This is a genomic window from Butyrivibrio sp., assembly GCF_015056685.1.
Classification (GTDB): domain Bacteria; phylum Bacillota; class Clostridia; order Lachnospirales; family Lachnospiraceae; genus Butyrivibrio.
The window spans coordinates 19,296-44,075 of sequence record NZ_SVFW01000033.1 but is presented as its reverse complement, the minus strand read 5'-3'; the positions used below and the strand labels follow the sequence as shown (position 1 = coordinate 44,075).

The following is a 24,780-nucleotide window of genomic DNA, read 5'->3' as shown; positions in this document are numbered from 1 at the left end:
ACAGCTAAGAAGAACAACATTCCGTTCAAAGCAATCAAGATCCAAAGTAGAGACGAAGCCCAGAATGCGCCTACTCCAATCACAAACTATGCACTGTTCCATGACGGAGAATATATTACCAACGAGCAGATGAACGATAAAAAGTTCCTGAAGCTTGTAAACGGATAAGGCAGTACATCATACAAGGAGCTATTTAGCTTTGCGATAAAAGAACTTCCCGTATGGAACGTGTGCACTAAATTATGATAAAATATTTACATGAAGACGTGGCTTGTTGATTCCCTGAGAAATATACAAAAACGTTTTGTGTCATGGTTATCAATAGTGACAATAGTCCTGATAGGAACAACGCTCATATTGGGACTTTATTTTGCGTCGTCCACAGTCAGGAGAGCTTCTCTTTACTATATTGATGAGCAGAATTTCAGGGACTTTGATATATCAAGCAGTATCGGTATAAAACAGGAAGATGTCGACAAGATAAAATCTCTTCCGGAGGTAAAAGATGCTGAGGGGCAGATTACCTTCTATGGAATCGCAAGCTTTTTAGAAAACAATTCATCAGTTACTATCGTCTCAATTACAAAAAATGTCAGCATACCTACAGTTACATCCGGGGCTCTTCCAACCGCCCCAAATGAATGTGCCATTTCCTACAGCGCAAGCCAAAAAATCGGAGCCGGTATAGGCGATGAGATTGCCCTGGAGGTTTCCTCTGCACGTTTTTCTGATGTTCTCCCAAACAAAACTTATAAGATAACAGGCATTGCATCCCACCCTGATTACATGGTAAATACGTCCACAGACTATGTTGTACTGCCCCCGGATTCTTTTGATGTTGCCGATCTGTCTTTTGACTATTCAAATATCCTTGTGGATGCAGATGTATCTGTGAGTTCCTTTGATCACGCATATCAGGATCAGATACAGGAAATAAAGGAGGTTTTGGAAAAAGAATCTGTGTCAATAGCTGACAGGCGAGCAACGTCCATTCTGTCAGACTTAGAACAGGAATATGATAGCGCTGAGATAAAGATACGTGATGAGCTTGCCAAGGGAAAAGCTGAAATCGACAAGAACAGAAAGACATATGAGGATGCTATAGCAAAGGCTCTTGAAGCATTGCAGTTAGGAGAAAAAGAATTTGAAGAAAAAAAGGCCACTGCAGAAAAAGAGCTTTCGGAAGCAGCTAGAAAGATAAAGGAAGGTGAAGAAGAGTATAACACCCAGATAGCTGATGGACAGGCGCAACTTGAGCAAGGTGAAAAAGATTTGGAAAAAGAGCTTAACGATACCAAATACAAGCTCTTTTATGGAATGCTCGAGCTTGATAAGGCTGAGCGTTTTCTTAAAGAAAAAGAGGAAGAATATAGTAAAGGCCTTGATAAGCTCTGTGAAGCCCAGGACCAACTAAATGAAGGACGCGAAAAATATAATGCGGCAGCAGAAGAAGTAAATAACATATTATCATCTGATGTTATAGATGTCATGATTGTGGTTTTAGAAGAACTTGGCACGGATTCAGACGGTACAATAGCAACCCTTGAAGAAGCGTCTGCCTGCAGTGACCCTTGTGAAAGGTGTAAGCTTGCCATTAAAGCTTATGACGAAGCTCCAAACGATGATATAAAGACAGTGCTCTTTTTAATTGATGAAAACAGATCCTATATGGAAGAATTCATCAGTGGCAAAGAAAAGCTTGATGAAGGCGAGCAGCAGTTTAATGATGGAAAAGCTAAACTTGAGGAAGCCCGCAAGGAACTGGATGATGGGTGGTATTCATTCCATAAGAGTCAGGAACAGCTTGCTCAGGCTGAAGCAGAATTCGCAAAAAGAGAGCCGGAGGCAAGGCAGAAGCTTGAAGATGCCAAGGCTGAGTTTGAGCAAAAAAAGACTGAGGGAGCAAAGCAGCTGGAAGATGCCAAAAAGGCTCTTTCTGAAAAAAGCGTAGAAGTTAAGGAAGCTCTAAAAATTGCGGAAGAAGAGCTTTCAAAAGGAAAAGCTGAATATGATGTTCAGATAGCTGATGGAGAAAAAGCTCTTAAAGAGGCAGATGAACAGTATGCAGAAGCTAAGAAAGAAGCAGACGACAAACTTTCAGAGGTGCGTGACCAGATCGAAGCATTTAAACAAAATCCATGTATATATATGGTCAGAACCAGGGATGTTAATTTTCCGTACGTCCAGACGAACTCATTCATAAAGGCTATTAGTGGGTTCTTTGGGGTTTTCACGCCTTTATATTCCGCGATAGTAGCTATAGTGTGTTTCTTCACAATGACAATCATCATTGAAGAACAGACAAGTCAGATAGGTACCTGTAAAGCCTTCGGAATGTATGAACATGAAATCACGCGCAAGTACATAGTATTCGGCACTACAGGTGCTCTGCTGGGTGCTGTACTTGGTGTGCTTGGCGCGTTCGCCATAGAAAAACTGCTCATAGACACTATGCGTTCCACTCTTGCCTTTTCTTTGGAGGGCATACCTCATGATGTACCGATGATAATACTTCTTCCTGCGCTTGAGGTTTTGATAACTGTCATTGCAGTTCTTTGGTCCTGCCGCAAGTATGTAAAATGCTCAGCAGTGGGACTGATAAATGGAAATGAACCCGCCAAAAGGTATAGAAGTAAGGCTATCGCCTCACCTATTAAGGGCGTTTATTTTAAACTGATATTAAGTAACCTGATGACAGACGTAGGCCGTGAGACAGTTTCCATAGCCGTTATCATTATGTGTGTTTTTCTTGTGGGATTTGGAATTGATATCAAGATGGCTTATGAAGGTGCCTTATCAAGACAGATGACTAGTATCTGGCAGTATGATCTGGCTTTGACAGAATCCGGTATCATAACAGATGAAGAAAGGAAAGCCATAAAAGAAGCCCTGTCCGGGTACGATACTATCTATCTTCCCGTTACTGCCAGCGTGATAGGAACAGGTGATTCACAGATAATCACCACTATCATCTGCGTAAATGACAAAGAAAACTTTAGCAGATTTTATTCAGTTATAGATGAACATGGAAAAGAGATCCAGGTTCCTGACGAGGGCGTTTTAGCCACAAAAGAAATGAGTGATAAAAACCACATTTCTAAGGGAGCTACAATAAATCTCGTAGGCGGAGATCTGCGTGTTTCATCTGTGGATGTAATGGGGAATTTCATGCTCTATGCAGGGAAAACTTTGATAATGACAAGTGAGTTTTATGAGGAAAAGCTGGGTATTGCTCCGACATCGAACACCTATTACATCAAGGCCCAAAAAGAAAGTATAGAAGATATCAGATATAAATTAGAGCAGCTTCCCGGAGTTTCATCTGTTTCACCGGTTAGTGATCTAAGAGAGAGTAATATGGCTGTAGTAACTGTTTATAATGCAGTAGTAGCTATTGTAATTATCTTTTCAATTCTTCTTTCATTTATGATTCTCTTAAATCTGAGCAATATACTGGTTGCTCATAGAATGAGAGAACTTCTTACCATGCGCGTCAATGGCTTTTCAAATATGCAGGTAATCGGATACCTTGTAAGAGAAGTCTTACTTACAACTACGCTAGCCATGCTGATAGCGCTGGCACTTGGAGTTCAACTTACAGGTAAGATCATTCAGAGCCTTGAAACTGATGCCTTCATGTTTGTAAGGGAGCCTTTTGCAATGGCCTGGACTGCGTCAGTTCTGATAAATACTCTTTTCTCAGTAGTGATCAATTACTTGGCCTTTAGTAAGGTTAATAAGGTTCCACTTACAGATATAGCAAAATACTAAGCTGCCCAGATCAGATAAGTCCTGCGAAGACTGATGCAAATATGACAGTCAGGATGCCGGCTACAGCTATTGAAAGTGAACTCATGGCACCTTCTATCTCGCCGATCTCCATAGCTTTGGCAGTTCCTATTGCGTGAGCTGCAGTACCTAGGGCAAGGCCTTTGGATATAGGCTCATGTATCCTAAAGAGTTTAAAGATAATTTCAGCTAAGATATTTCCTAAAACTCCGGTGATGACAATAACTGCAACTGTGATAGTTACATATCCTCCAAGCTCCTGTGAAACGCCCATTCCTATGGCTGTTGTGATTGACTTTGGAAGGAGTGTTACATAGCTTTCATGAGAAAGCCCCATGAGCTTGGCAAGTACAAATACTGTCACAAGGCTTGTTATAACCCCTGAAAAAATACCGATAACAACGGCTTTGGCATTGCTTTTAAGAAGCTCCCATTCTTCATATAAAGGAATGGCAAGACACACAGTAGCAGGTGTCAAAAGCCAGCTAAGATATTTGGCTCCTTCGTTGTAGGTGCTGTAATCGATTCCGCATCCAAGCAAAACCAGCATTGTCACTATCATTGAAATAAGAAGCGGATTAAAAAGTCCAAGGCCTGTTTTCTTTTTAAGGAAGTTTCCAAGACCGTAAGAAATAAGGCTTATTGTTACGCCTGCATAGGCGCTGCTTTGCATAAATTCGTTCATAATGTTTTCTCCTTCTTGTCCCTACGGATGATAAACTGTGATACTAATCCGGTGGCAGCCATTACTGTAAAGATCGTGATCACAGTAATAACCGATACGGGGATAAGAACCGGCTTAAGTACATTCCATGATGACATAAGGCCAACGCCGGCAGGGATAAATAAAACAGGCATGATCTCAATGAGAAATTTACCTGCGTCCTTTACCTGATCGAGTTTGAGGATTCCTGTGAGGAGAAAGACAAACATAAGGACCATTCCATAGATACTGGCTGGTATTGGTAGCGGGAGAAGAGTTTTTAATATCTCACCCAAAAGAGAAATCGCCAGAATAATAAGAAACTGTTTTAAATACTTCATTAATTTTTCCTCGATATTACAAAAAAAGTACCTTCCTATTATACATAATGATCTTAAAGAAGCAAGAGGCGGAATTGACAGTATTTTTCTTTTGTGTTAGTTTGACATAGAAAAAAATAATAGATTTCATGGAGCTTAGGTGTCCATCATTGCGGATGGGTGAAAAGGGAATCCGGTGAGAATCCGGAGCGAAGCCGTCACTGTGTTAGGGAGTCTGTGCTTGTTATCACTGAGAAATTGGGAAGATAGCACAGATGTTGATCGAAGTCAGGAGACCTGCCTAAGTTTTGCAATTTTGATTTGCGGACTTCGAATCAGATTCATGTGAAATATCTTTTGATATATCTATCTGAATTTGAAGACCACTACGCATGTGGTCTTTTTCTTTTTATTGCGTCAAAGTTGCAGAATGAAATCCCTGTAAAGGAGAGGAAAAATGAAAAAGAATCTAGTTACTACACTTGTTCTGACAGCTTTGACAGCACTTGCAGTTTGCGGTTGCGGCAGCAGTCAGGCAGGTAATTCCGAGAGTGCTGCTACAGAAACATCAGCCGCAGCAGAAACACAGGCAAGCACGGAAGCAGCTACTACTCAGGAAACATCTGATCAGGAAGCTGCTGATAAGGTAGCTGCTTTAATTGATGCTATCTATGTTCAGACAAGGACAGATGAGACAGATGCTCAGTGCGCTGCTGCCAAGGAGGCTTGGGATGCACTCACTGATGCACAGAAAGAAATGGTCGAAGGAGAATTTGCTGATCCTGATTATTTTGGAAGAGATACAGGTGATGCTTCATTGGATGATCCGCTTAATCAGGACGAAATAGGTGAAAATGAGATCCTTGTTGTAAGCTTTGGTACGTCTTTTAATGACAGCCGCGTTGAGGATATTGGCGGAATTGAAAAGGCAATTGCTGCAGCAAATCCTGATTATTCAGTAAGAAGAGCATTTACAGCTCAGATCATTATCAACCATATTCAGGCAAGAGATGGTGAGAAGATCGATAATGTGGATCAGGCTCTTACAAGAGCAGTTGATAATGGCGTAAAAAATCTTGTGATCCAGCCTACACACCTTATGCATGGTGCAGAGTACGACGAGCTTGTTGAAACAGTTAATAAATACGCTGATTCTTTTGAAACAGTTAAGATCTCAGAGCCACTTCTTGGAGAAGTTGGCGCTGATGCAACGATCGTCAACGAAGATAAGCAGACTGTAGCAAAAGAGATAACAAATGCAGCTCTTTTGGATGCTGGCTTTGAGAGTCTTGAAAAGGCTGCAGATGAGCAGACTGCTTTTGTATTCATGGGCCATGGCACAAGCCATGCTGCAAAGGTTACCTATTCTCAGATGCAGACTCAGATGAAAGAACTTGGCTACAAGAATGTTTTCATCGGAACTGTAGAGGGTGAGCCTGAAGAAACATCATGCGAAAATGTGATCGCTGCAGTTCAGGAAGCAGGTTATACAAAGGTTATCTTAAGACCACTTATGGTTGTTGCAGGAGATCATGCCAACAATGACATGGCAGGTGATGACGAGGATTCATGGAAGTCAATGTTTGAGGCAGCAGGCCTTTTGGTTGATTGCCAGATCGCAGGTCTTGGCCGAATCGAGAATGTTGAGGCTCTTTATGTTCAGCACACAGCTGATGCAATAAAAAAAAACAGTGATTCAGTAAAATCAGAGGAATCTGGTATAGCTCTTGAAAAAGGTACTTACGAAGTTTCTTTTAACACAGATTCAAGTATGTTCCGTGTCAATGAAGCCAACAATGGAAAAGGCACACTGACAGTAAATGAAGATGGAACAGCGTATGTTTCAATTGCGCTTGTTTCCAAAAAGATAGTTAATCTCTATGTTGGAACAGCAGCCGATGCTGAGAATAATGAAGCAGACTGGCTTCAGCCTTATGACGTTGAGGTTACTTACAGCGATGGAAGCAAAGAAACCGTAAATGGTTTTGATGTTCCTGTAGAGAAGCTTTCAGAGGAGTTCGACCTTGCCATTTTAGGTGAAAAGGGCAAGTGGTACGATCATAAAGTTTCTGTAACACAGTAATATTTTCTAATCCGGAGGCATTTATTTTGAAAAAGACACTTGCAATGATCATAGCTCTTTTGCTCATAATTACGGGTTGTGGCCAGAATACAGAAAACAAAATACTTGCCGACGGAGAATATGTTTGCGAAGTTTCTTTAGAGGGAGGAAGCGGTAAAGCAACAGTTGAATCTCCGACTGAAGTAGTAGTGAAGGATGGAAAGATCAAAGTAGTGGTCACATGGTCCAGTTCAAACTATGATTACATGATAGTTGATGGGCAAAAATTTCTTAACGAGGCTTCGGCCGGAGAAAAATCAAAGTTTACTATACCTGTTCCTGAATTTGATCGGGAATTTACGGTGATTGCGGATACAACTGCCATGAGTACGCCCCATGAGATAGAGTATAGGCTTAACGTTCATGGAACAGGAGAAAAAGACATCTCTTCAAAAGAGAGCACAGCCCCGGTAATAAACTTAGGAAGCGCTTCGACGGAAGGACTAAGTCTTACAGGAAGCCTTGAACTTAAGTATGCAAAAGAGTTTAAGGTCGACTTTTACGAGGATAGCGAGAAAAACAGATACAATTTCATAACTATTGGAAGTGGAGATTTAGAGCAGAGTTTTTTGCAGAGCTGCTCAGATGCGGCTTCCCAATATGAAACAATAAAGACTGATAAAACTTATCTGGTGTCAACATCTGTAATGGACCTTATTGCTTCAATAGGAGCTCTGGACAGTATAAGACTATCAGGCACCAAAAAAGAAGACTGGTCAATAGAAGAGGCAAAAAAGGCCATGGAGAGCGGCAGCCTTCTCTATGCGGGGAAATATTCGGCACCTGACTATGAGCTTCTTTTATCGGAAGGCTGCAATTTTGCAATAGAAAATACGATGATCTATCACAACCCGGAGGTCTATGAGAAACTTAAAAGCCTTGGAATCACAGTTATGATAGAGCGCTCAAGCTATGAGAGTGACCCTCTTGGAAGACTTGAGTGGGTAAAACTCTACGGAGTAATTTATAACAAACTTGATGAAGCAACAGCTCTTTTTGATGAGCAGGAAAAAAGAGTAAATGAGGTTAAAGTAAAAGAAAAAACAGGGAAATCGGTAGCAGTTTTTTCTATTAATTCAAATGGAACAGTGACAGTCAGACAAAATGGAGATTATATAAGCTCCATGATAGATCTGGCGGGAGGCATTTATGTTCCAAAAGGTTTGACTGACGAAGAAGATAGTAATCTTTCCACTATGAATATTACAGTGGAGGATTTTTATGCAGGGGCAAAAGACGCAGACCTGCTTATATACAACGGCACCATCGAGGGAAATATAGACAGGAAAAAAGAACTGACGGAAAAGATGCCGCTTCTTGGAGAGTTTAAAGCTTTTAAAAGCGGCATGTTATATTGCCTTCCGGAGAGCTTTTTTCAGCAGAGCACAAGCGCTGCTGATTTTATAGAGGACGTTAATAATATACTTGAAGGCGATACAAAAAAACTTAGCTTTTTGTACAGGTTAGAGGAATGATTTTGCAAAAAAGAACCGCTGATCAGATTCTTATTATTTTCATATTGGTAGTTCTACTTGTGATCCTTGGGTGTATTTCTGTGCTGACAGGAAGTGCAGATATAGGCATCAAAGAGCTTTATGCTCTTTTTAATGGATCAGTAGATGAGTTTGCCAGGAATATTTTACTGACAATAAGACTGCCAAGGATCCTTGCGGCAGTTATCATGGGCGGAGCGCTGGCTGTTTCAGGCTTCTTATTACAGGTATTTTTTGGAAATCCCATTGCAGGGCCTTATGTGCTTGGTGTGTCTTCATCAGCCAAGCTCTTTGTCGCACTTGTAATGGTCTTTTTATTAAAAAGCGGCAGGGTATTTTCATCTTTTGGAATGATAGCTGCAGCATTTTTGGGGTCACTTCTTTCCATGGGGATTGTCCTGATCCTGGCCGGTAAAGTTCGCAGTATGTCTCTTTTAGTAGTATGCGGCGTTATGATCGGATATATATGCTCTGCAATAACTGATTTTGTTGTGTGTTTTGCAGAGGATTCCAATATAGTTAATCTCCATAACTGGTCCCTTGGGAGTTTTTCGGGAACTACAATGGAGCATGTGCAGATATCATTAGGCTTTGTGATTGCGTGCCTTTTTTTATCATTCATGCTCTCAAAGCCTATTGGCGCATATCAGCTTGGTGAAGCGTATGCAAGGAACATGGGAGTTAATATAAAGGCATTACGAGTAATCCTTATTCTTGCATCAAGCCTTTTGTCGGCAACGGTGACAGCTTTTGCCGGGCCTATATCTTTTGTGGGAATAGCAGTTCCACATATCATGAGAGGCATTTTAAAAACAGCAAAGCCACTTATCATGATACCTGCATGTTTCCTTGGAGGAGCGATTATTACACTTATCTGCGATGATATAGCAAGGACAGCCTTTGCGCCTACGGAACTTAGTATCAGTTCTGTGACAGCTGTGGGACTTGCACCTGTTGTCATCCTGCTGCTATTAAGGCGAGGGGAGAGACGAAGTGAATAAAGTATTAAGAACTTACAAGCTTGATGTTGGCTATCAAAAAGAAGTAGTGACAGATATCACAATGGAAGTTATGCCGGGGGAGATCATCGCCCTCATAGGCCCAAACGGGGCAGGCAAGTCCACAATCCTTAATACCATCACAAGGCAGATTGAGAAACTATCAGGAAATATCTATATAAAAGAAAAAGAGGACAAACTTGTAAATGGCGAAGAACTCTCAACTGTTATGTCTTTGGTCACAACAAAGAGGATCACGCCGCAGCTTATGTCCGCAAGAGAAGTGGTGGCAACAGGGAGATACCCTTATACAGGAAGACTTGGAATACTATCTCCAAAGGACTGGGAAAAAGTTGATCAGTCGATCGCTTTGGTTGATGCAAAAGAAGTAGCAGAGAATGACTTTAGTAAACTGAGCGACGGGCAGCGCCAGAGGATCATGCTTGCAAGAGCAATCTGTCAGGAGCCTGAGATAATGATCCTTGATGAGCCCACTTCTTTTCTTGATATCCAGTTCAAGGTGGATATCCTGTCCATAATAAAGAGGATGGCTAAAAGAGAAAACATAGCTGTTGTGCTCTCTATCCATGACCTTGAATTTGTGGAGGCACTTGCTGATAAAGTGGTAGCGATAAATGATGGAAGAGTAGTAGCTGTTGGAAGACCAGAAGAAATAATAACCGGTGAGATTATAGAAGATATATATCATATGGAAAAGGGTAGTGGTAAGACGCTGATTGACGGACTTAGAGGCTATTCAAACGCTCTTTTTCAGCTTATAAACAGGTAAATATATGAAAACAAAAGTAATAATGGTTCAGGGAACTATGTCCAATGTGGGAAAGAGCCTTTTAGCAGGCGGCCTTTGCCGGGTATTTAAACAGGACGGGTATAGAGTTATGCCCTTCAAATCCCAAAATATGGCGCTTAACTCTTTTGTCACAGAGGATGGATTAGAGCTTGGAAGAGCCCAGGCAATGCAGGCGGAATGCGCAGGAGTAAAGCCTTCAGTGTACATGAATCCTGTTCTCTTGAAGCCCACAAATGACATTGGCTCCCAGGTTATAGTAAATGGCGAAGTTATAGGTAATATGCCTGCCAGAGAGTATTTTAAATATAAAAAGAAACTGATACCCGATATACTTGCAGCCTATCACGAGCTTGAAAAGCAGGCAGACATTATTGTGGTTGAGGGCGCAGGAAGCCCTGCGGAGATCAATCTGAAGGCAGATGATATAGTCAACATGGGACTTGCAAAGCTCATTGATGCGCCGGTCCTTCTTGTGGGGGATATCGACAGGGGAGGTGTATTTGCCCAGCTCCTTGGTACTTTGGAACTCCTTGAAAAAGACGAGAGAGAAAGAGTAAAGGGCCTGATCATCAACAAGTTCAGAGGAGATAAGAGTCTTCTTGATTCAGGCATAGAAATGATAGAAGAGATGGGACATGTGCCTGTTGTAGGAACGGTGCCATATACAAGGCTTCTTATTGATGATGAGGACAGTCTTAGCGAAAGGCTTACGGATCACAGGCAGGAGAGTGGCCCTTCAATAGAGGTTGCAGTAGTAAGGCTTCCCAGGATATCCAATTTTACTGATGTTGCTCCATTTGAAAGCATAGATGGGGTAAACGTAAGATTTATAACAAATCCCAGAGATATAGAGAGCGCGGACCTTATCATCATCCCCGGCAGTAAGAATACTATAGGGGACCTTAGGTGGATGCGTGAGTCCGGAATGGGGGCTTTTGTAAAAAGAAAATCTGCCTCCTGCCCTGTTATCGGTATATGTGGGGGCTTTCAGATGCTTGGAGGAATAATAAGCGATCCTGACAAAGTTGAAGAGGGTGGAAGTATTAAGGGACTTGGCCTTTTGCCTGTAGAAACTATGCTTAAGGATAAAAAAAGAAGAACCCAGTGTGAAGGTACTTTTGACCGGATGGATGGCTTCTTTGATGTGCTCTCAGGAGCAAAATATACAGGTTATGAAATACATATGGGTGAGACTAAGGGCAGAAATGGAAAAGCTCTTTTGTCATACCAGCAGGAGAATGTTTTTGGCACCTATGTTCACGGAGTCTTCGATGAAGGTGACATAGCCCTTAACCTGGTAAAAAAGATAGCAGATAAAAAAGGCATAAAGCTTGGAGAGGCAGTAAATTACAAGGCCTTTAAAGAAAACGAGTATGACAGGCTGGCTAAGGTCGTCAGAGATAACCTGGATATGGATTATATATACAGCATTTTGGGGTGAATATGGAGAATATCGAATTTGTACTTCCTTCTGAAATAGAAAAAAGAAGCTTTGAGATAATAACAAAAGAGCTTGAGGACATGGGCAAGGCTATTCCCGATGAAGAGGCGCCTGTCACAAAAAGAGTGATACATACAAGTGCTGACTTTGACTATGCGGATACTCTTACCTACTCAGAAAACGCCATAAAGATTGCCAGAGACATGATAAAAAACGGCGCACATATCGTCACTGATACCAATATGGCCATGGCTGGCATCAACAAAAACAGACTTTCCATGTACGGCGGAGAGGTCCACTGTTTCATGGCTGATGAAAATGTTGCTAAGGAGGCGAAAGAGCGCGGAGTCACAAGGGCAACTGTAAGTATGGAAAGGGCAGCAGAGCTTAATGTCCCCATAATTTTTGCCATAGGAAATGCCCCGACAGCCCTTATTTCCTTATATGAGATGATGGAAAAAGGTATCTACAGACCTGAATTTGTCATTGGTGTGCCTGTGGGATTTGTAAATGTAGTAGCGGCAAAAGAGCTCTTTTTACATTCAGATGTTCCATACATAATAAACCGCGGAAGAAAAGGCGGCAGTAATATAGCTGCTGCCATTGTAAATGCATTGGTATATGGCCTATGAGAAAAGGATTTACAACAGGGAGCTGCGCTGCGGCTGCATCAAAGGCAGCAACGTACATGCTGCTTTCGGGAAAAGAGAAAAGCACGATTGAGATAGAGACCCCGGCAGGAGTTATGTTTGAGGCTCATATCGTTGATATACAAAAGGGAAAGTCTTTTGTCACCTGCGCTGTTATCAAGGATGGGGGTGATGATCCGGATGTTACAACAGGAAGTCACATTGTTTCAAAAGTAAGTATCATAGAGGATTCTTTTGAAAAAGATATGCATACCTCCTTGAAAGTAATAATTGACGGCGGAAGCGGAGTTGGAAGAGTTACAAAACCGGGGCTTGACCAGGAGGTTGGGAATGCTGCGATAAATCATGTTCCCAGGGAGATGATCCAAAAAGAAGTTACAGAAGTGTGCAGCTTTTTTGATTTTAACGGAGTCTTGAAAGTTGAGATATCAGTTCCTGAAGGGGAAGAGCTTGCGGGGAGGACTTTTAACCCGAGGCTTGGAATTGAGGGCGGAATCTCAATACTTGGGACTACAGGCATTGTTGAGCCCATGAGTACTAAAGCTATCCTTGATACCATAAGGGTAGAGCTTAATCAGAAAAAAGCTCTTGGGCAGAAGGTTGCCATAGTATCTCCCGGCAATTTTGGCCAGCAGTTTATGAAGGATAATTTTGGATATGACCTTGATAAAAGTGTAAAGTGCTCCAATTTCATCGGTGAAACCGTAGACATGGTATGCGATATGGGATTTGAGAAAATGGTTCTTACAGGCCACATCGGAAAGCTCATCAAAGTTGCGGGCGGTATCATGAATACTCATTCCCATGAGGCTGACTGCAGAATGGAGATCCTTGCCTGTTGCGGGATCCTGGCTAATGGTGATTCTGCACTTGCAAGAAAGATACTTGGGTGCACAAACACTGAGGAAGCACTTCGCCTTGTGGAAGAGGCTGGGATACTTAAGGAGACCATGGACATTGTACTTGAGAAGGTTTTGTTTTACCTAAACTTCAGGGCTCAGGGGAAAATACAGATAGAATGTGTCATCTATTCCGGGGATTTTGGGATACTTGCAAAGTCTGCCGGTGCAAAAGATTTACTGATGTAAAAGAAAGAGGAAAAAATGGTTCATTTTGTTGGTGCAGGGTGCGGTGCTGCTGACCTTATAACGGTAAGGGGCATGAAGCTCTTACAAAAAGCAGATGTAATAATCTATGCAGGATCTTTGGTTAATCCACAGCTTTTAGAATATGCGAAAGAAACCTGCGAAATATATAACAGCGCCCTTTTGACCCTGGATGAAGTTATGGAGATAATGGTCCTTTCAGAAAGAAATGGAAAGGAAGTGGTCAGGCTTCACACAGGGGAGCCTAGTATATATGGGGCTGTTATGGAACAGATGCAGCTTCTTGATAAAGAAAATATAAGCTATGACAGCTGCCCGGGTGTCAGCGCCTGCTTTGGGGCTGCGGCTTCGCTTAATCTTGAATACACACTTCCTGATGTAAGTCAGACCCTTATAATCACCAGAATGGAGGGAAAAACCACAGTACCTGTAAATGAATCAATAGAGAGCCTGGCAGCTCATAAGACCTCAATGGCAATATATTTAAGTGCGGGAATGCTTGATGAATTATCAAAAAGGCTGATTAACGGTGGATACAACGCTGATACTCCGGCTGCAATCGTGTATAAGGCAAGCTGGCCTGATGAAAAGAAAATTCTCTGCACAGTGGGAAGCCTTTATGAGAGCGGGCAAAAAGAAGGTATTAAGAATCTGGCAGTTGTTCTTGTTGGAGGAGTGATAGCAAAATCCGGATATTCACAGTCAAAACTCTATTCACCGGATTTTGAAACAGGTTTTAGAGGAATAAAAAAATGAACCAGATCAAAGTGGTACAGGTCTCCTATATTACAGATAAAGGAAGGCAGTTGGCAGAAAAGCTCTTTTCCGAAAATAGTGATATTCTTGCTGAGATAAAAAGTGAGGATGAGAAGCTCTCTGACTTTTTTAAAAGATGCTTTGAAGAACATCAACCTATAGTATTTATCGGAGCTGTGGGAATTGCAGTAAGGCTCCTTTCTCCATGCATTCAGAATAAATTAAAAGATATCCCGGTAGTTGTAATAGATGAGCTGGGACACTTTGTCATTCCGATTTTGTCAGGGCATTACGGAGGTGGCAATGACCTGGCAGCTCTTTTGGCCAAAAGAATAGGTGCTACAGCAGTTATCACAACTGCAACGGATATTAACAGAGCCTTTGCCATAGATGTTTTTGCCAGGAAAAACGGTCTTGTTATCTCTGAAAAGGAAAAGATAAAAAAGATATCTTCCAAGGTTTTAAGGGGCGAAAAGGTTAGGTTTATCTGTGACCTTAAGGAAAAAGAGTTTGTGGGAGAAGCGCCAGTAGAGCTATCAGAGATCAATATGAATTTACAAAATGATGGCACTGGGCTTTTATGCATTCCTGATTTTTATATAGGTGATGAGAAAGAAAAAAAGCTCTTTGATGATGCGCTTTTTCTTTATCCAAAGCGCATGGTCTTAGGCATGGGATGCAAGAAGGGCAAGAGCTTTGAGCAGCTAAAAGCATTTGTGCTTGAGCAGTATGACGAAGAAGAGCTATCCAAAAACCTCTATGCCATCTGTTCAATAGATGTGAAAAGTAGCGAGATTGGTTTACTTAAGCTGTGTCAGTATTTTGGAGTTAAGCTCATCACATTTTCCTCTGAAGAACTTGAAAAGGCCGAAGGGAATTTTGAGGAATCTGATTTTGTAAAGAGCAAAGTCGGCGTGGGAAATGTATGCGAAAGGGCAGCAGTTTTGGGGGCAGGCCAAGGGGCGGGGCTTTTAAAAACTAAGACTTCCAGAGATGGAATGACCCTTGCGGAAGCAAAGAGAAGGATGATCACAATAACATGGTAGGAAAGATATTTATAGTTGGAATGGGTCCCGGAGATAAGAGCATGATGACCGGGCAGGCAATTGAAGCTATGGAAAGTAGCGATATCATTGCAGGCTATACAGTCTATGTGGATCTTGTTAAGGATCTTTTTCCGGGGAAAGAATTTTTTACAACCCCTATGAAACAGGAAATTGAAAGGTGCAGGAAAAGCTTTGAATTTGCCAGGGAAGGGAAAAATGTAGCACTTATCTGCAGCGGCGATGCTGGAGTTTACGGTATGGCATCACCTGTGTATGAACTTTGGGAAGAGTATCCTGAGGTAGACGTTTGTGTGATACCTGGCGTTACTGCAGCAATTTCCGGGGCAGCAGTCCTGGGATCACCCATAAATCATGACTTTTGCGTGATATCCTTAAGCGACTTATTAACTCCGTGGGAGCAGATAGAAAAGAGGCTGAAAGCAGCAATAGATGGGGATTTTTCGATAGTTATCTACAATCCTTCCAGCAAAAAACGAGCAGACTATCTGAAAAAAGCCTGTGACATCATGCTTTCAAGCGGTGTAGACGAAAAAAGAGCCTGCGGTTACGTGGAGAATATTGGCCGAGAAGGCACAAGGGCCCATGTGTGCACTTTATCAGACCTAAAAAACGAGAGTGTAAACATGTTCACCACAGTATTTATTGGTAATTCAAGATCTAAACTTATTGGTGACAAATTGGTGACTCCAAGAGGATACAGGATAAATGAATAAGATAATCATTTTTGGCGGTACAACTGAAGGAAAAGAACTGGCAATAGACCTTGCAAAGGCTCAAATACCATGTATTTATCTTGTTGCAACAGATTACGGGAAAATGGTTATAGATGATGATCCTTTTATTGACGTGCGCATCGGAAGGCTTGACAGTGGTCAGATGAAAGAGCTTTTTGAAAAAGAAAAGCCTCTGGCGATAGTTGATTCAACTCATCCCTATGCAGAGCTTGTGAAAAAAGAAATCGATGATGCAAGAAAGGATCTTTCTGATATTCGTTTTTTTAGAGTGCACAGAAGCAATGAGAAGATCGATGCCTCTGACGCAAGGTTCTTTGAAAGTGCCAGGGACTGTGCCAAGGCACTTCTTGAAACGAAGGGTACAGTTTTTTTGACAACAGGCTCCAAGGATATCCCTGAGTTTTGCCGCGAAAAGAGCTTATTAGAGCGCCTTGTGGTAAGAGTCATCCCAAATAGTGAGAGCCTTAAGATCTGTTACGACAATGGACTTTTGGGAAAGCAGATAATAGCCATGCAGGGGCCATTTTCCTATGACGTAAATCTATTTTTTTTAAAAAACTATGATGCAAAGGTCGTGGTCTTAAAGGAGAGCGGAAAGGCTGGAGGAGAGATTGAAAGGATACAGGCTGCAAGGAATGCGGGAGCTCAGATCTTTATAATAAAGCGTCCGGTCGAAAATGCCGGTGAGGACTATGAAAGAGTCAGAGAGAAAATTATCAGTCTGTTTGGCCAAAACACAGGTAAAAAGCAGGCAAAGAGCCTGCAAGTTACCTTGGCGGGTTTTGGAATGGGGAAAGAAACCCTTACTTTGGAAGTACAAAAGGCCTTAGATGAAGCAGATTACATTTTTGGTGCGGGGAGAATGCTTGAGGGCATAGCTTCAGAATGCCGGAAGTATCCTTATTACCTTGCATCTGACATAGTACCTGCCCTTGAAAAGATAAAAGAAGAAAATGAAAAAGAAACTATTAAAGTGGTAGTTCTTTTCTCAGGTGATACTGGATTTTACAGCGGCGCCGGAAAGCTCCTTGCAGCGCTTAAAAATGAAGGCTTCAGCCCCAAAGTTTTGCCCGGCATATCATCAGTAAGTGCCCTGTGCGCAAGGATAGGTGATAACTGGCAGGATAAAGCTATCATCAGTACTCACGGGGTAGATGAGAAAAAATGGACAGGAGAGCTAATAGCATCTGTAACAGGAAATGCCGGCACCATAGCCATTACTTCCGGTGTAAAAGACATAAATACAATCGGAAAACTTCTGGAAAAACTGGAGGATAACAAAAAAGGTAAGTTTACAGTATATGCCGGCTGTAATCTTTATGGTGATGAAAAGATCTGTGCGCTTGACGCTGCAGGGTGCGCAGAACTTGATGAAGAAGGTCTTTACACCCTCATGATCAAAAATGAGCAGAAGGCAGAAAAAGAGCTTCTTCCGGGACTTAAGGATGAAGAATTTATCAGGGACAAAGTACCAATGACAAAAGAGGAAATAAGGACTTTGTCTGTTTGTAAGCTAAAGCCATGTGATGGAGATGTCATATATGATATCGGAGGAGGAACAGGCTCTGTTTCAGTGGAATGTGCAAGATTATCTCCTAAAATAAAGGTTTACTCAGTTGAGAAAAAGAAAGAGGCATGCGACCTTATTAGGAAAAATGCTGACAAATTCATGCTTTCAAATATCGAAGTAGTGGAAGGCATAGCGCCAGAGGCTCTTGATGCGCTGCCTGCTCCTGACAAGGTTTTTATTGGCGGCAGCAGTGGGAATCTAAAGAGTATATTTGAAAGATTGAGAACTTATGAAAAGAGGATAAGAGTTGTTGCAAATGCAGTTACGATCGAGACAATCTCTGCATTAAATGAACTTATCAAAGACTATGAGATCAAAGATGCAGATATAGCACTTGTCCAGGTAAGTAAAGCAAAAAGCCTTGGACAATACTCCCTTATGGAAGCAGAAAACCCGGTATATATCGTCTCTTTTACGATTGGACATTGAGGAAGAATGAATTATCCAAGAATACTTATAGCAGCCCCTAAGAGCGGAAGTGGGAAAACCACTGTAACCCTCGGAATATTGGCTGCATTGAAAAAACAGAATATAGATGTGTGCAGCTTTAAATGCGGCCCGGACTACATTGACCCCATGTTTCACAGAGATGTGGTGGGTATTCCTTCAGGGAATCTGGACACTTTTTTTACGGCGGATGACCTTACAAGAAAAATCTTTGCAGATGAGTATACGGGAGATATGGCTGTAATAGAAGGCGTAATGGGGCTTTACGATGGCATAGGCGGAGTAGAGGAGCAGGGCTCATCTTATGATCTCGCAAGAGTTTTAAGGACTTCGATAGTTCTCGTAGTTGATGGGAGAGGCGCCGGAAGGTCTCTTATTGCGCAGATACGAGGCTTTCTTGACTATGACAGTGAAAAACTCATAAAAGGCGTGATCCTTAATAAGACATCAAAGAGCTTTGCGGCTGTACTTATGCCCCTTATAGAAAAAGAGCTGGGAATAAGATGCTATGGCTATGTTGAAAATAAGAAAGATATTGAACTATCAAGCAGGCACTTAGGCCTTATTCTCCCCAAAGAAATAGATGGTCTTAAAGAAAAACTTGATATTACAGCCGGGATAATTGAAGAAGGCGTAGATATAAAAGGCCTTTTAGAGCTTTCTAAAAAGGCAGAAGCTATTTCTTTTACCAAAAGTAAGGCTGAACCAAAGGCGTTAAGAGCAAGGATAGCAGTGGCATATGATGAGGCTTTTTGTTTTTACTACAGAGAAAACCTCGAACTCCTAAAAAGTCTTGGGGCTGAGATTGTTTTCTTTTCACCGATCAGGGATAAGGCACTTCCCAAAAACACAGATGGCCTCATTCTTGGTGGGGGATATCCTGAAAACTATCTCAAAGATCTATCAGATAACAGGGATATGCTTCATGACATAAAAGAAAAGCTATCACTTGGGCTTCCTGTTTTGGCGGAGTGCGGAGGATTCATGTACCTGACGAAAAAGATCACGGATCCTGATGGGAATTCCTATGAAATGGCTGGCTTTATTGATGCTGATACAAGCTGGGCCGGGAAAAAGGTACGCTTTGGTTATGTTGAGCTAAGTGACGATGAGTTTCAAATAAAGGGACACGAGTTTCATTATTATGACACTGATAATAATGGAGAGGCTTTTGTGGCCAAAAAGCCAGCCGGAAATCGTAAGTACATGTGTATTCATCATAAAAATGGCTCATATATGGGCTTTCCGCACCTTTATTATCCCTCATGCCCTGATTTTGCTGAAAAGTTTTTAGATGAGGCAGCAAAGCACTGAAAAAAATTCGTTTTTTTTTCACAATTTTTTGCAGATATTTTCACAGGTGATTTGTTATATTTAAATCTAACTTTTTAGGCAGATTTTTAACTAGTTGAAAAAAAGGGTTTTATTAAAGGGAAAACATGTTTTCGAAAGACACGCAGATATTACTTTGTATATCATCTAATGTATCTGAACAAGAGAATATCCGTAATCTGATAAATGGGGACAGAAATTGTGTCTTTGTTAAATCTGAGAGAGAGGCACTGGCACTTCTTAAGTCCAGACTTCGTCCGTCACTTATCCTATTGGATCTTGATTACCCGGGGAATGATTATTTTGCGCTGTTTTCAAGGCTTAAGTCTGATCCGGTATTAGAGAATACACCGGTGATCATCCTTATTCCTGAAGATTCAGGGAAGGAAGCTTTTTTCCTTACCATAGGTGCGGCGGATGTTATCAGAAAGCCTTTGGCACAGGAAGTTCTTAACAGGCGAATAGATAATGTAATAAACAGTCAGTACGTAAATGATTATCTCATTACCAAGATGTATTCATATAGAGACTCTCTTGCAGAGGAGCACAAAAAGCTGGTTATTTACACCAAACAGATCATCAAATCACTTTCTTCTGCAATTGATGCCAAGGATACATATACTAATGGCCATTCAGTGCGAGTTGCCGAGTACGCCTGCGAGATTGCTGAGGCGATGGGCTACGATGACAAAATGCTTGAGATCATCTATCAGGCAGGATTGTTACATGATATAGGAAAGATCGGAGTATCTGACACAGTTCTTCGTAAGCCCGGAGAACTCAATGAAAAAGAGATGGCTGCCATCAGACAGCATCCTATAATTGGCCATGAGATACTATCATCTATTACAGAGATACCGCTTATTTCTTACGGCGCCAGATGGCATCATGAAAGATATGATGGAAAGGGATATCCTGACGGATTGAAGGGCGATGAGATACCGCTTATCCCCCGTATAATCTGTGTGGCTGATGCCTATGATGCCATGACATCAAACAGGTCATACAGAAGGCAGCTATCGCCACTTGAAGCAAGAGAAGAAATCCTTAGAAACTGCGGAACACAGTTTGATCCGGAGATAGGGAAGATAGCAGCTTCCATAATTGAGAAAAATATCTCAGGTGAAATAAGCTTTAAAAACAGAGAGACTACATTTACATCAATTTTCTCACCAAGCAATAATAAAGCGCTTTATGCATAATGAAGTGGATTTTATTGTCATTTTTGATTTTCAATGACAATAAAATCCACTTTTTTTGACTAAAGTCATCTGCTAAAATCAACCTTATGAAAGTAAGAAAAGACTTATACGCAAAAAAAATAAGAAGACAGTATCTGGTGCTGATACTAACGCTTCTTTTTACGCTTTTGACACTTATCTTTGGGTCGCTATACTTTAGATTTTACAGATTAGAGCTTGTTAAACAGGCGGAAGCTCACACCTATGACAAGTATTTTGTGATGATAACTGATAATTACAAGACAGATTTTTGGCAGTCAGTGTATGAGGGAGCGCTGGAAAAAGCCAGGGAATCTGATATCTATGTAGATCTTTTGGGGATGAATCTTTCAAGGGACTATTCCTGTGAAGAACTGATGAAGATAGCAACAGCATCAAAGGTCGACGGGATCATGGTCTGTGCTGATGAGTCAAGTTCCATGACTGCGCTCATAAATGATGCGGTAAGTAATGGGATACCTGTAGTAACGCTCTATGGTGATAACACCCATTCCGACAGGCTGAGCTTTGTGGGGATCGGTGGATATAGCGTGGGCAAGATGTATGCCAAGCAGATCATCAATATTATCAAGGACGCAAGACGTGAAAAGCTTCTTGGAGAAGATGGTGTTGAGGATACCAGAAAGGTTCAGGTCGCAGTTCTTGCAAATGCTGATACCAAAGACGCCGGACAGAATATCATTATTTCTGCCATTCAGGATACTATCAGTGAAGAAAATGTAACAGACGCAGAGTTTGATGTTTCTATTGTCACGGTTGATAACACAAATGCATTTTCGGTAGAAGAATCAATCAGGGATATCTTTTTAAAAGAGGATGTTCCTGATGTAATCGTGTGCCTGAATGAGCTTAATACTACCTGTACTTATCAGGCAGTTGTTGATTTTAACAAGGTAGGAGAAGTCAGCGTACTCGGTTATTACGACTCCTCTGAGATTGTTAAGGCCATAGACAGAGGCGGTGTCTATGCTACTATCTCAATCGATACCAAGCAGCTGGGAGAGTACAGTGTTTCTGCCCTTTTGGACTATTATGAATTTGGAAATACAAGCGAATATTATCTGGCAGACGTAACACTTATCGACAGAAGTAACGTGGCAGATTTCCTGAAGAAGGAGGCTCTTGATGAATAAATTCTTAAACAGCCCCCTTCAGACCAAGATCATAAGCGCCTGCGTTCTTGCCAATATAACCATATTTATCGTTAATCTCTTTTTGATAGTCGGGATCAACAGCATGTCAAAAGACATGGAGATGGTCTATGAAAGTAACAGGTCTTTAAATGAGCTTTCCGTGGCGCTTAACATGGTTCAGGATTCCATGACTGAGTATCTTTCTTCAAAGACCAGTGACTCTCTGGAAAACTACTATATAAATGCTCAGAAGTTCAAAGATCTGACTGATGATCTGGGAGATAAAGTTACCGATTTTTCTTTTAACCGAATGGAAAGAAATATAAAGTACATGTCGGGTGAATACCTTGAGCAGGTTGAGCAGACTATAGAGGCCAAAAGAGGAAGAAATGTAGAAAAATACAGAGCCTACTATGAATCCTCCACGGATCTTTTTGAGAACATACAAAGCTATATTACAAGTCTTAATCTGGAGCTTTTTGTAATAAATTCAGAGGACTTCATAACCCTGATCCAGACCTTTAGAACCTTTGAGATCATAGGCGTTGTGGTAATGACTTTTGTAATGATAGGAAATGTGATCATAATCACAAGCTTTGTTAAGGCGATGATAATGCCACTTAAAAGCCTTGCGGATTCAGCCAATGAGATCGCAGACGGTGATTTCGATGTGACACTTCCGTCGGTCTCCTATAGCGATGAAGTCGGCATTGTTATCGGTGCCTTTAACAAGATGATCGTCAGCATCAAGGACTACATTGAACAGCTTAAGGTCAGCATGGCCAATGAGCGCTATATGCAGGAAAAAGAGCTGATGATGGAGGCACATCTTAAGGACGCACAGCTGCGGTATTTGCAGGCCCAGATAAACCCACATTTTCTTTTTAACACGTTAAATGCAGGTGCCCAGCTTGCAATGATGGAAGGTGCTGACAGAACTTATGAATATGTTCAGACTGTAGCTGACTTTTTCAGATACAATGTTAAAAATCAGAAGGACGCTGTTACTTTAAGGGAAGAGGTCACTTTAGTTGACAACTACATCCACATTTTAAATGTGCGTTTTTCAGGGGATATTGGTTACGAAAAACAGGTGGATGAAAGACTTCTTGATCACAAAATGCCAAGCATGATCCTTCAGCCAATTGTAGAGAATGCTGTAAATCACGGTATAAGGGAAATGGCCGGGGATGGCAGGATTGTTCTTAGAGTTTACAGGCAGGACAAAGATGTCTGCATAAGTGTGAAGGATAACGGAAAAGGCATCAGTAATGAGACTATAGAAAAGATCCTTTCAGGGGATTATGTAAGCGATGAAAACGCCTATGACAACAACGGAATAGGCATGGACAATGTGATAAAAAGGCTCCGTCTTTTTGTGGGGCATGAGGACGTATTGCAGATATTTAGTGAAGGAGAAGGCAAGGGCTGCGAAGTAGTGATTCGTCTGCCTCTTGAGGGAGCAAAAAATGTACAGGGTGATGATTGCTGATGACGAGGGTATCGTCATCGACTCAATGAAATTCATAATAGAAAAAGAGTTCGGGCAGTTATGTCAGGTTGAGTTTGCAAAGTCGGGCCGAAAGGTCATAGAACTTGCAGAGAGTTTCAGACCTGATATTGCGGTTATAGATATCCATATGCCGGGGATCAACGGCATTGATGCCATAAAAGAAATGAAGAGGTTTTGCACTAACACTGTTTTCATTGTTATGTCCGCCTATGATAAGTTCGATTATGCTAAAGAGGCCATAAAACTGGGAGTTTTGGAGTATATCACAAAGCCCATGGAGAGGATAAAGGTAATCACAGTTCTGAAAAAGGCCATGGAGCAGATAGACAGCGATCGTGAAAAGCGCAGCAATGAGCTTTTAATCAAGGAAAAGCTTGAGACAGTTGAGCCTATTATCGAGAACGGACTTATTTATGACATTCTTTTGCAGGAACATTTTGAAGAGGATATAGACAGCTACAGGACTATTCTGGGGATAAATGAGAACTATGGCTGTATGCTTGCCATTGTCTGTGGTGATTCCCAGGAGGGAAACCACATGACCAACGCGGTTGGAAGCTCTGTAAAAATATCCGGTAAATATCAGGAGATAAGAGAAGGTGTCAGGACCTTTTTTGACTGCAAGATTGGAAACGTAATGGCCAATAAGATAGCAGTTCTTTTGCCTCTTGAAAAAGAGAGTCTTGATTACAACGAGAGAACTGAGATCATTGACAGGGCAAGGGAAATGGCCAGGTTTCTTAAGAAAAAGACAGAGATCAGCTTCAGAGTGGGGATTGGCGGAGTTAAGCCCTTAAGGGAGCTTGCAGAGTCTTATAAGGAAGCTTTAAACGCACTTATAGCTACAACAGGCTCAGTTGCTCATGTGGATGACCTTACTATTAGCTGTGGATATGAGGATGATTATCCCAAGGACCTTGAAAAGCCCATGTTTGATGCGGTTACAAAAGGTGACCAGAATGGAACTTTGGTATATGCGGAAAAGTATGCCGACTGGATGTGCCAGAGAGCCAGGGATGGAGACCTGATGTCCATGAGGCTTAAAGTACTGGAGTTTTCTTTATACGCAGAGCATCTTGCATATCAGAACGGCGGACAGACCTACAAGTACTCTGGGAGAAATAACTACCTTCCTGAAATAATGGAGCTTGATTCACCTGCGGAGATAAAGAAATGGTTCATAGATAAGATGTCAGGTGCCTGCAGGAACGTGATCAGCAAGAGGGAAGAGCGCTCAAACAGCATTATGAAAACGGCCATGGATTATATCAAAGACAATTTCCATAAAGACATTTCCCTTGATGATGTCTCAAGAGTCGTTAATATATCGCCTTACTATTTTAGTAAGATATTTAAAGAAGAAAATGGACTTAATTTCATTGAGTATCTGACAAATGTAAGAATAGAAAAGGCCAAAAAGCTTTTGGAGGAGTCGGATCTTTCTATTAAGGAGATATGCATTTCCTGTGGCTATACCGATCCTAATTATTTTAGCCGCAGCTTTAAGAAAAACGTTGGAGTTACACCTACAGAATATAAAGACAGGTTCTAAAG

At 41.5% G+C, this 24,780-nt stretch carries 20 protein-coding genes and 1 riboswitch; of the genes, 18 read left to right on the top strand and 2 right to left on the bottom strand.

Features of this window, described 5'->3' with window-relative positions; translation table 11 throughout:
* A partial coding sequence (locus E7303_RS18095; protein WP_292145607.1) for a YoaP domain-containing protein occupies positions 1-168 on the top strand: 168 nt, incomplete at its 5' end.
* Between the two features lie 90 nt (positions 169-258).
* A complete protein-coding gene (locus E7303_RS12230; protein ID WP_330601674.1) occupies positions 259-3,771 on the top strand; it encodes an ABC transporter permease in 3,513 nt (1,170 codons plus the stop codon).
* A gap of 10 nt (positions 3,772-3,781) precedes the next feature.
* Here E7303_RS12230 and E7303_RS12225 read toward each other — a convergent pair whose 3' ends face one another.
* Both E7303_RS12225 and E7303_RS12220 read right to left on the bottom strand, forming a co-directional pair.
* Positions 3,782-4,474 (bottom strand): LrgB family protein, encoded by a 693-nt coding sequence (locus E7303_RS12225; protein WP_292145603.1) that lies wholly within the window; start codon positions 4,472-4,474, stop codon positions 3,782-3,784.
* Positions 4,471-4,833 carry a CidA/LrgA family protein gene (locus tag E7303_RS12220; protein WP_292145602.1) on the bottom strand — a complete coding sequence of 121 codons (363 nt, stop codon included), beginning with the start codon at positions 4,831-4,833 and terminating at the stop codon, positions 4,471-4,473. The genes E7303_RS12225 and E7303_RS12220 overlap by 4 nt, the downstream gene beginning before the upstream one ends.
* Before the next feature lie 120 nt (positions 4,834-4,953).
* Positions 4,954-5,131, top strand: a riboswitch (cobalamin riboswitch).
* A 138-nt stretch (positions 5,132-5,269) separates the two neighbouring features.
* Between E7303_RS12220 and E7303_RS12215 the strand changes: the two genes are divergently transcribed.
* The 16 genes from E7303_RS12215 (at position 5,270) to E7303_RS12140 (ending at position 24,778) form a co-directional block, all read left to right on the top strand.
* The gene (locus E7303_RS12215; RefSeq protein ID WP_330601673.1) at positions 5,270-6,895 is read left to right on the top strand and encodes a sirohydrochlorin cobaltochelatase; all 1,626 of its coding nucleotides are present in this window, start codon (positions 5,270-5,272) and stop codon (positions 6,893-6,895) included.
* 26 nt (positions 6,896-6,921) lie between these two features.
* Complete coding sequence (locus E7303_RS12210) at positions 6,922-8,409, top strand: ABC transporter substrate-binding protein (protein WP_292145601.1); 1,488 nt, start codon at positions 6,922-6,924, stop codon at positions 8,407-8,409.
* Positions 8,406-9,428: a FecCD family ABC transporter permease gene (locus E7303_RS12205; protein ID WP_292145600.1), complete on the top strand. Its 1,023-nt coding sequence runs from the start codon at positions 8,406-8,408 to the stop codon at positions 9,426-9,428. Before E7303_RS12210 ends, E7303_RS12205 begins: the two co-directional genes overlap by 4 nt.
* A complete protein-coding gene (locus tag E7303_RS12200; protein ID WP_292145599.1) occupies positions 9,421-10,215 on the top strand; it encodes an ABC transporter ATP-binding protein in 795 nt (264 codons plus the stop codon). Before E7303_RS12205 ends, E7303_RS12200 begins: the two co-directional genes overlap by 8 nt.
* A 4-nt stretch (positions 10,216-10,219) precedes the next feature.
* Entirely contained in the window at positions 10,220-11,677 is a 1,458-nt protein-coding gene (locus E7303_RS12195; protein ID WP_292145598.1) for a cobyric acid synthase, read from the top strand.
* Positions 11,678-11,679: 2 nt separating this feature from the next.
* Positions 11,680-12,309 carry a precorrin-8X methylmutase gene (locus E7303_RS12190; protein ID WP_292145597.1) on the top strand — a complete coding sequence of 210 codons (630 nt, stop codon included), beginning with the start codon at positions 11,680-11,682 and terminating at the stop codon, positions 12,307-12,309.
* A complete protein-coding gene (gene cbiD, locus E7303_RS12185; protein ID WP_292145595.1) occupies positions 12,306-13,415 on the top strand; it encodes a cobalt-precorrin-5B (C(1))-methyltransferase CbiD in 1,110 nt (369 codons plus the stop codon). Before E7303_RS12190 ends, cbiD begins: the two co-directional genes overlap by 4 nt.
* A gap of 15 nt (positions 13,416-13,430) precedes the next feature.
* Positions 13,431-14,189: a precorrin-4 C(11)-methyltransferase gene (cobM, locus tag E7303_RS12180; RefSeq protein WP_292145594.1), complete on the top strand. Its 759-nt coding sequence runs from the start codon at positions 13,431-13,433 to the stop codon at positions 14,187-14,189.
* Positions 14,186-15,235: a cobalt-precorrin 5A hydrolase gene (locus E7303_RS12175; protein ID WP_292145593.1), complete on the top strand. Its 1,050-nt coding sequence runs from the start codon at positions 14,186-14,188 to the stop codon at positions 15,233-15,235. The genes cobM and E7303_RS12175 overlap by 4 nt, the downstream gene beginning before the upstream one ends.
* Entirely contained in the window at positions 15,229-15,969 is a 741-nt protein-coding gene (cobJ, locus tag E7303_RS12170) for a precorrin-3B C(17)-methyltransferase (RefSeq protein ID WP_292145592.1), read from the top strand. The genes E7303_RS12175 and cobJ overlap by 7 nt, the downstream gene beginning before the upstream one ends.
* On the top strand, positions 15,962-17,989 hold the full coding sequence (gene cobK, locus E7303_RS12165) for a precorrin-6A reductase (protein WP_292145591.1): 2,028 nt from the start codon (positions 15,962-15,964) through the stop codon (positions 17,987-17,989). The genes cobJ and cobK overlap by 8 nt, the downstream gene beginning before the upstream one ends.
* Positions 17,990-17,995: 6 nt before the next feature.
* Complete coding sequence (locus E7303_RS12160; RefSeq protein ID WP_292145589.1) at positions 17,996-19,321, top strand: cobyrinate a,c-diamide synthase; 1,326 nt, start codon at positions 17,996-17,998, stop codon at positions 19,319-19,321.
* A 125-nt stretch (positions 19,322-19,446) separates the two neighbouring features.
* On the top strand, positions 19,447-20,541 hold the full coding sequence (locus E7303_RS12155) for an HD domain-containing protein (RefSeq protein ID WP_292145586.1): 1,095 nt from the start codon (positions 19,447-19,449) through the stop codon (positions 20,539-20,541).
* A gap of 86 nt (positions 20,542-20,627) precedes the next feature.
* Positions 20,628-21,713 (top strand): sugar ABC transporter substrate-binding protein, encoded by a 1,086-nt coding sequence (locus E7303_RS12150; protein ID WP_292145585.1) that lies wholly within the window; start codon positions 20,628-20,630, stop codon positions 21,711-21,713.
* The gene (locus E7303_RS12145; RefSeq protein ID WP_292145583.1) at positions 21,706-23,205 is read left to right on the top strand and encodes a sensor histidine kinase; all 1,500 of its coding nucleotides are present in this window, start codon (positions 21,706-21,708) and stop codon (positions 23,203-23,205) included. The genes E7303_RS12150 and E7303_RS12145 overlap by 8 nt, the downstream gene beginning before the upstream one ends.
* A complete protein-coding gene (locus tag E7303_RS12140; protein WP_292145581.1) occupies positions 23,183-24,778 on the top strand; it encodes a helix-turn-helix domain-containing protein in 1,596 nt (531 codons plus the stop codon). The genes E7303_RS12145 and E7303_RS12140 overlap by 23 nt, the downstream gene beginning before the upstream one ends.
* Positions 24,779-24,780 lie beyond the last annotated feature (2 nt).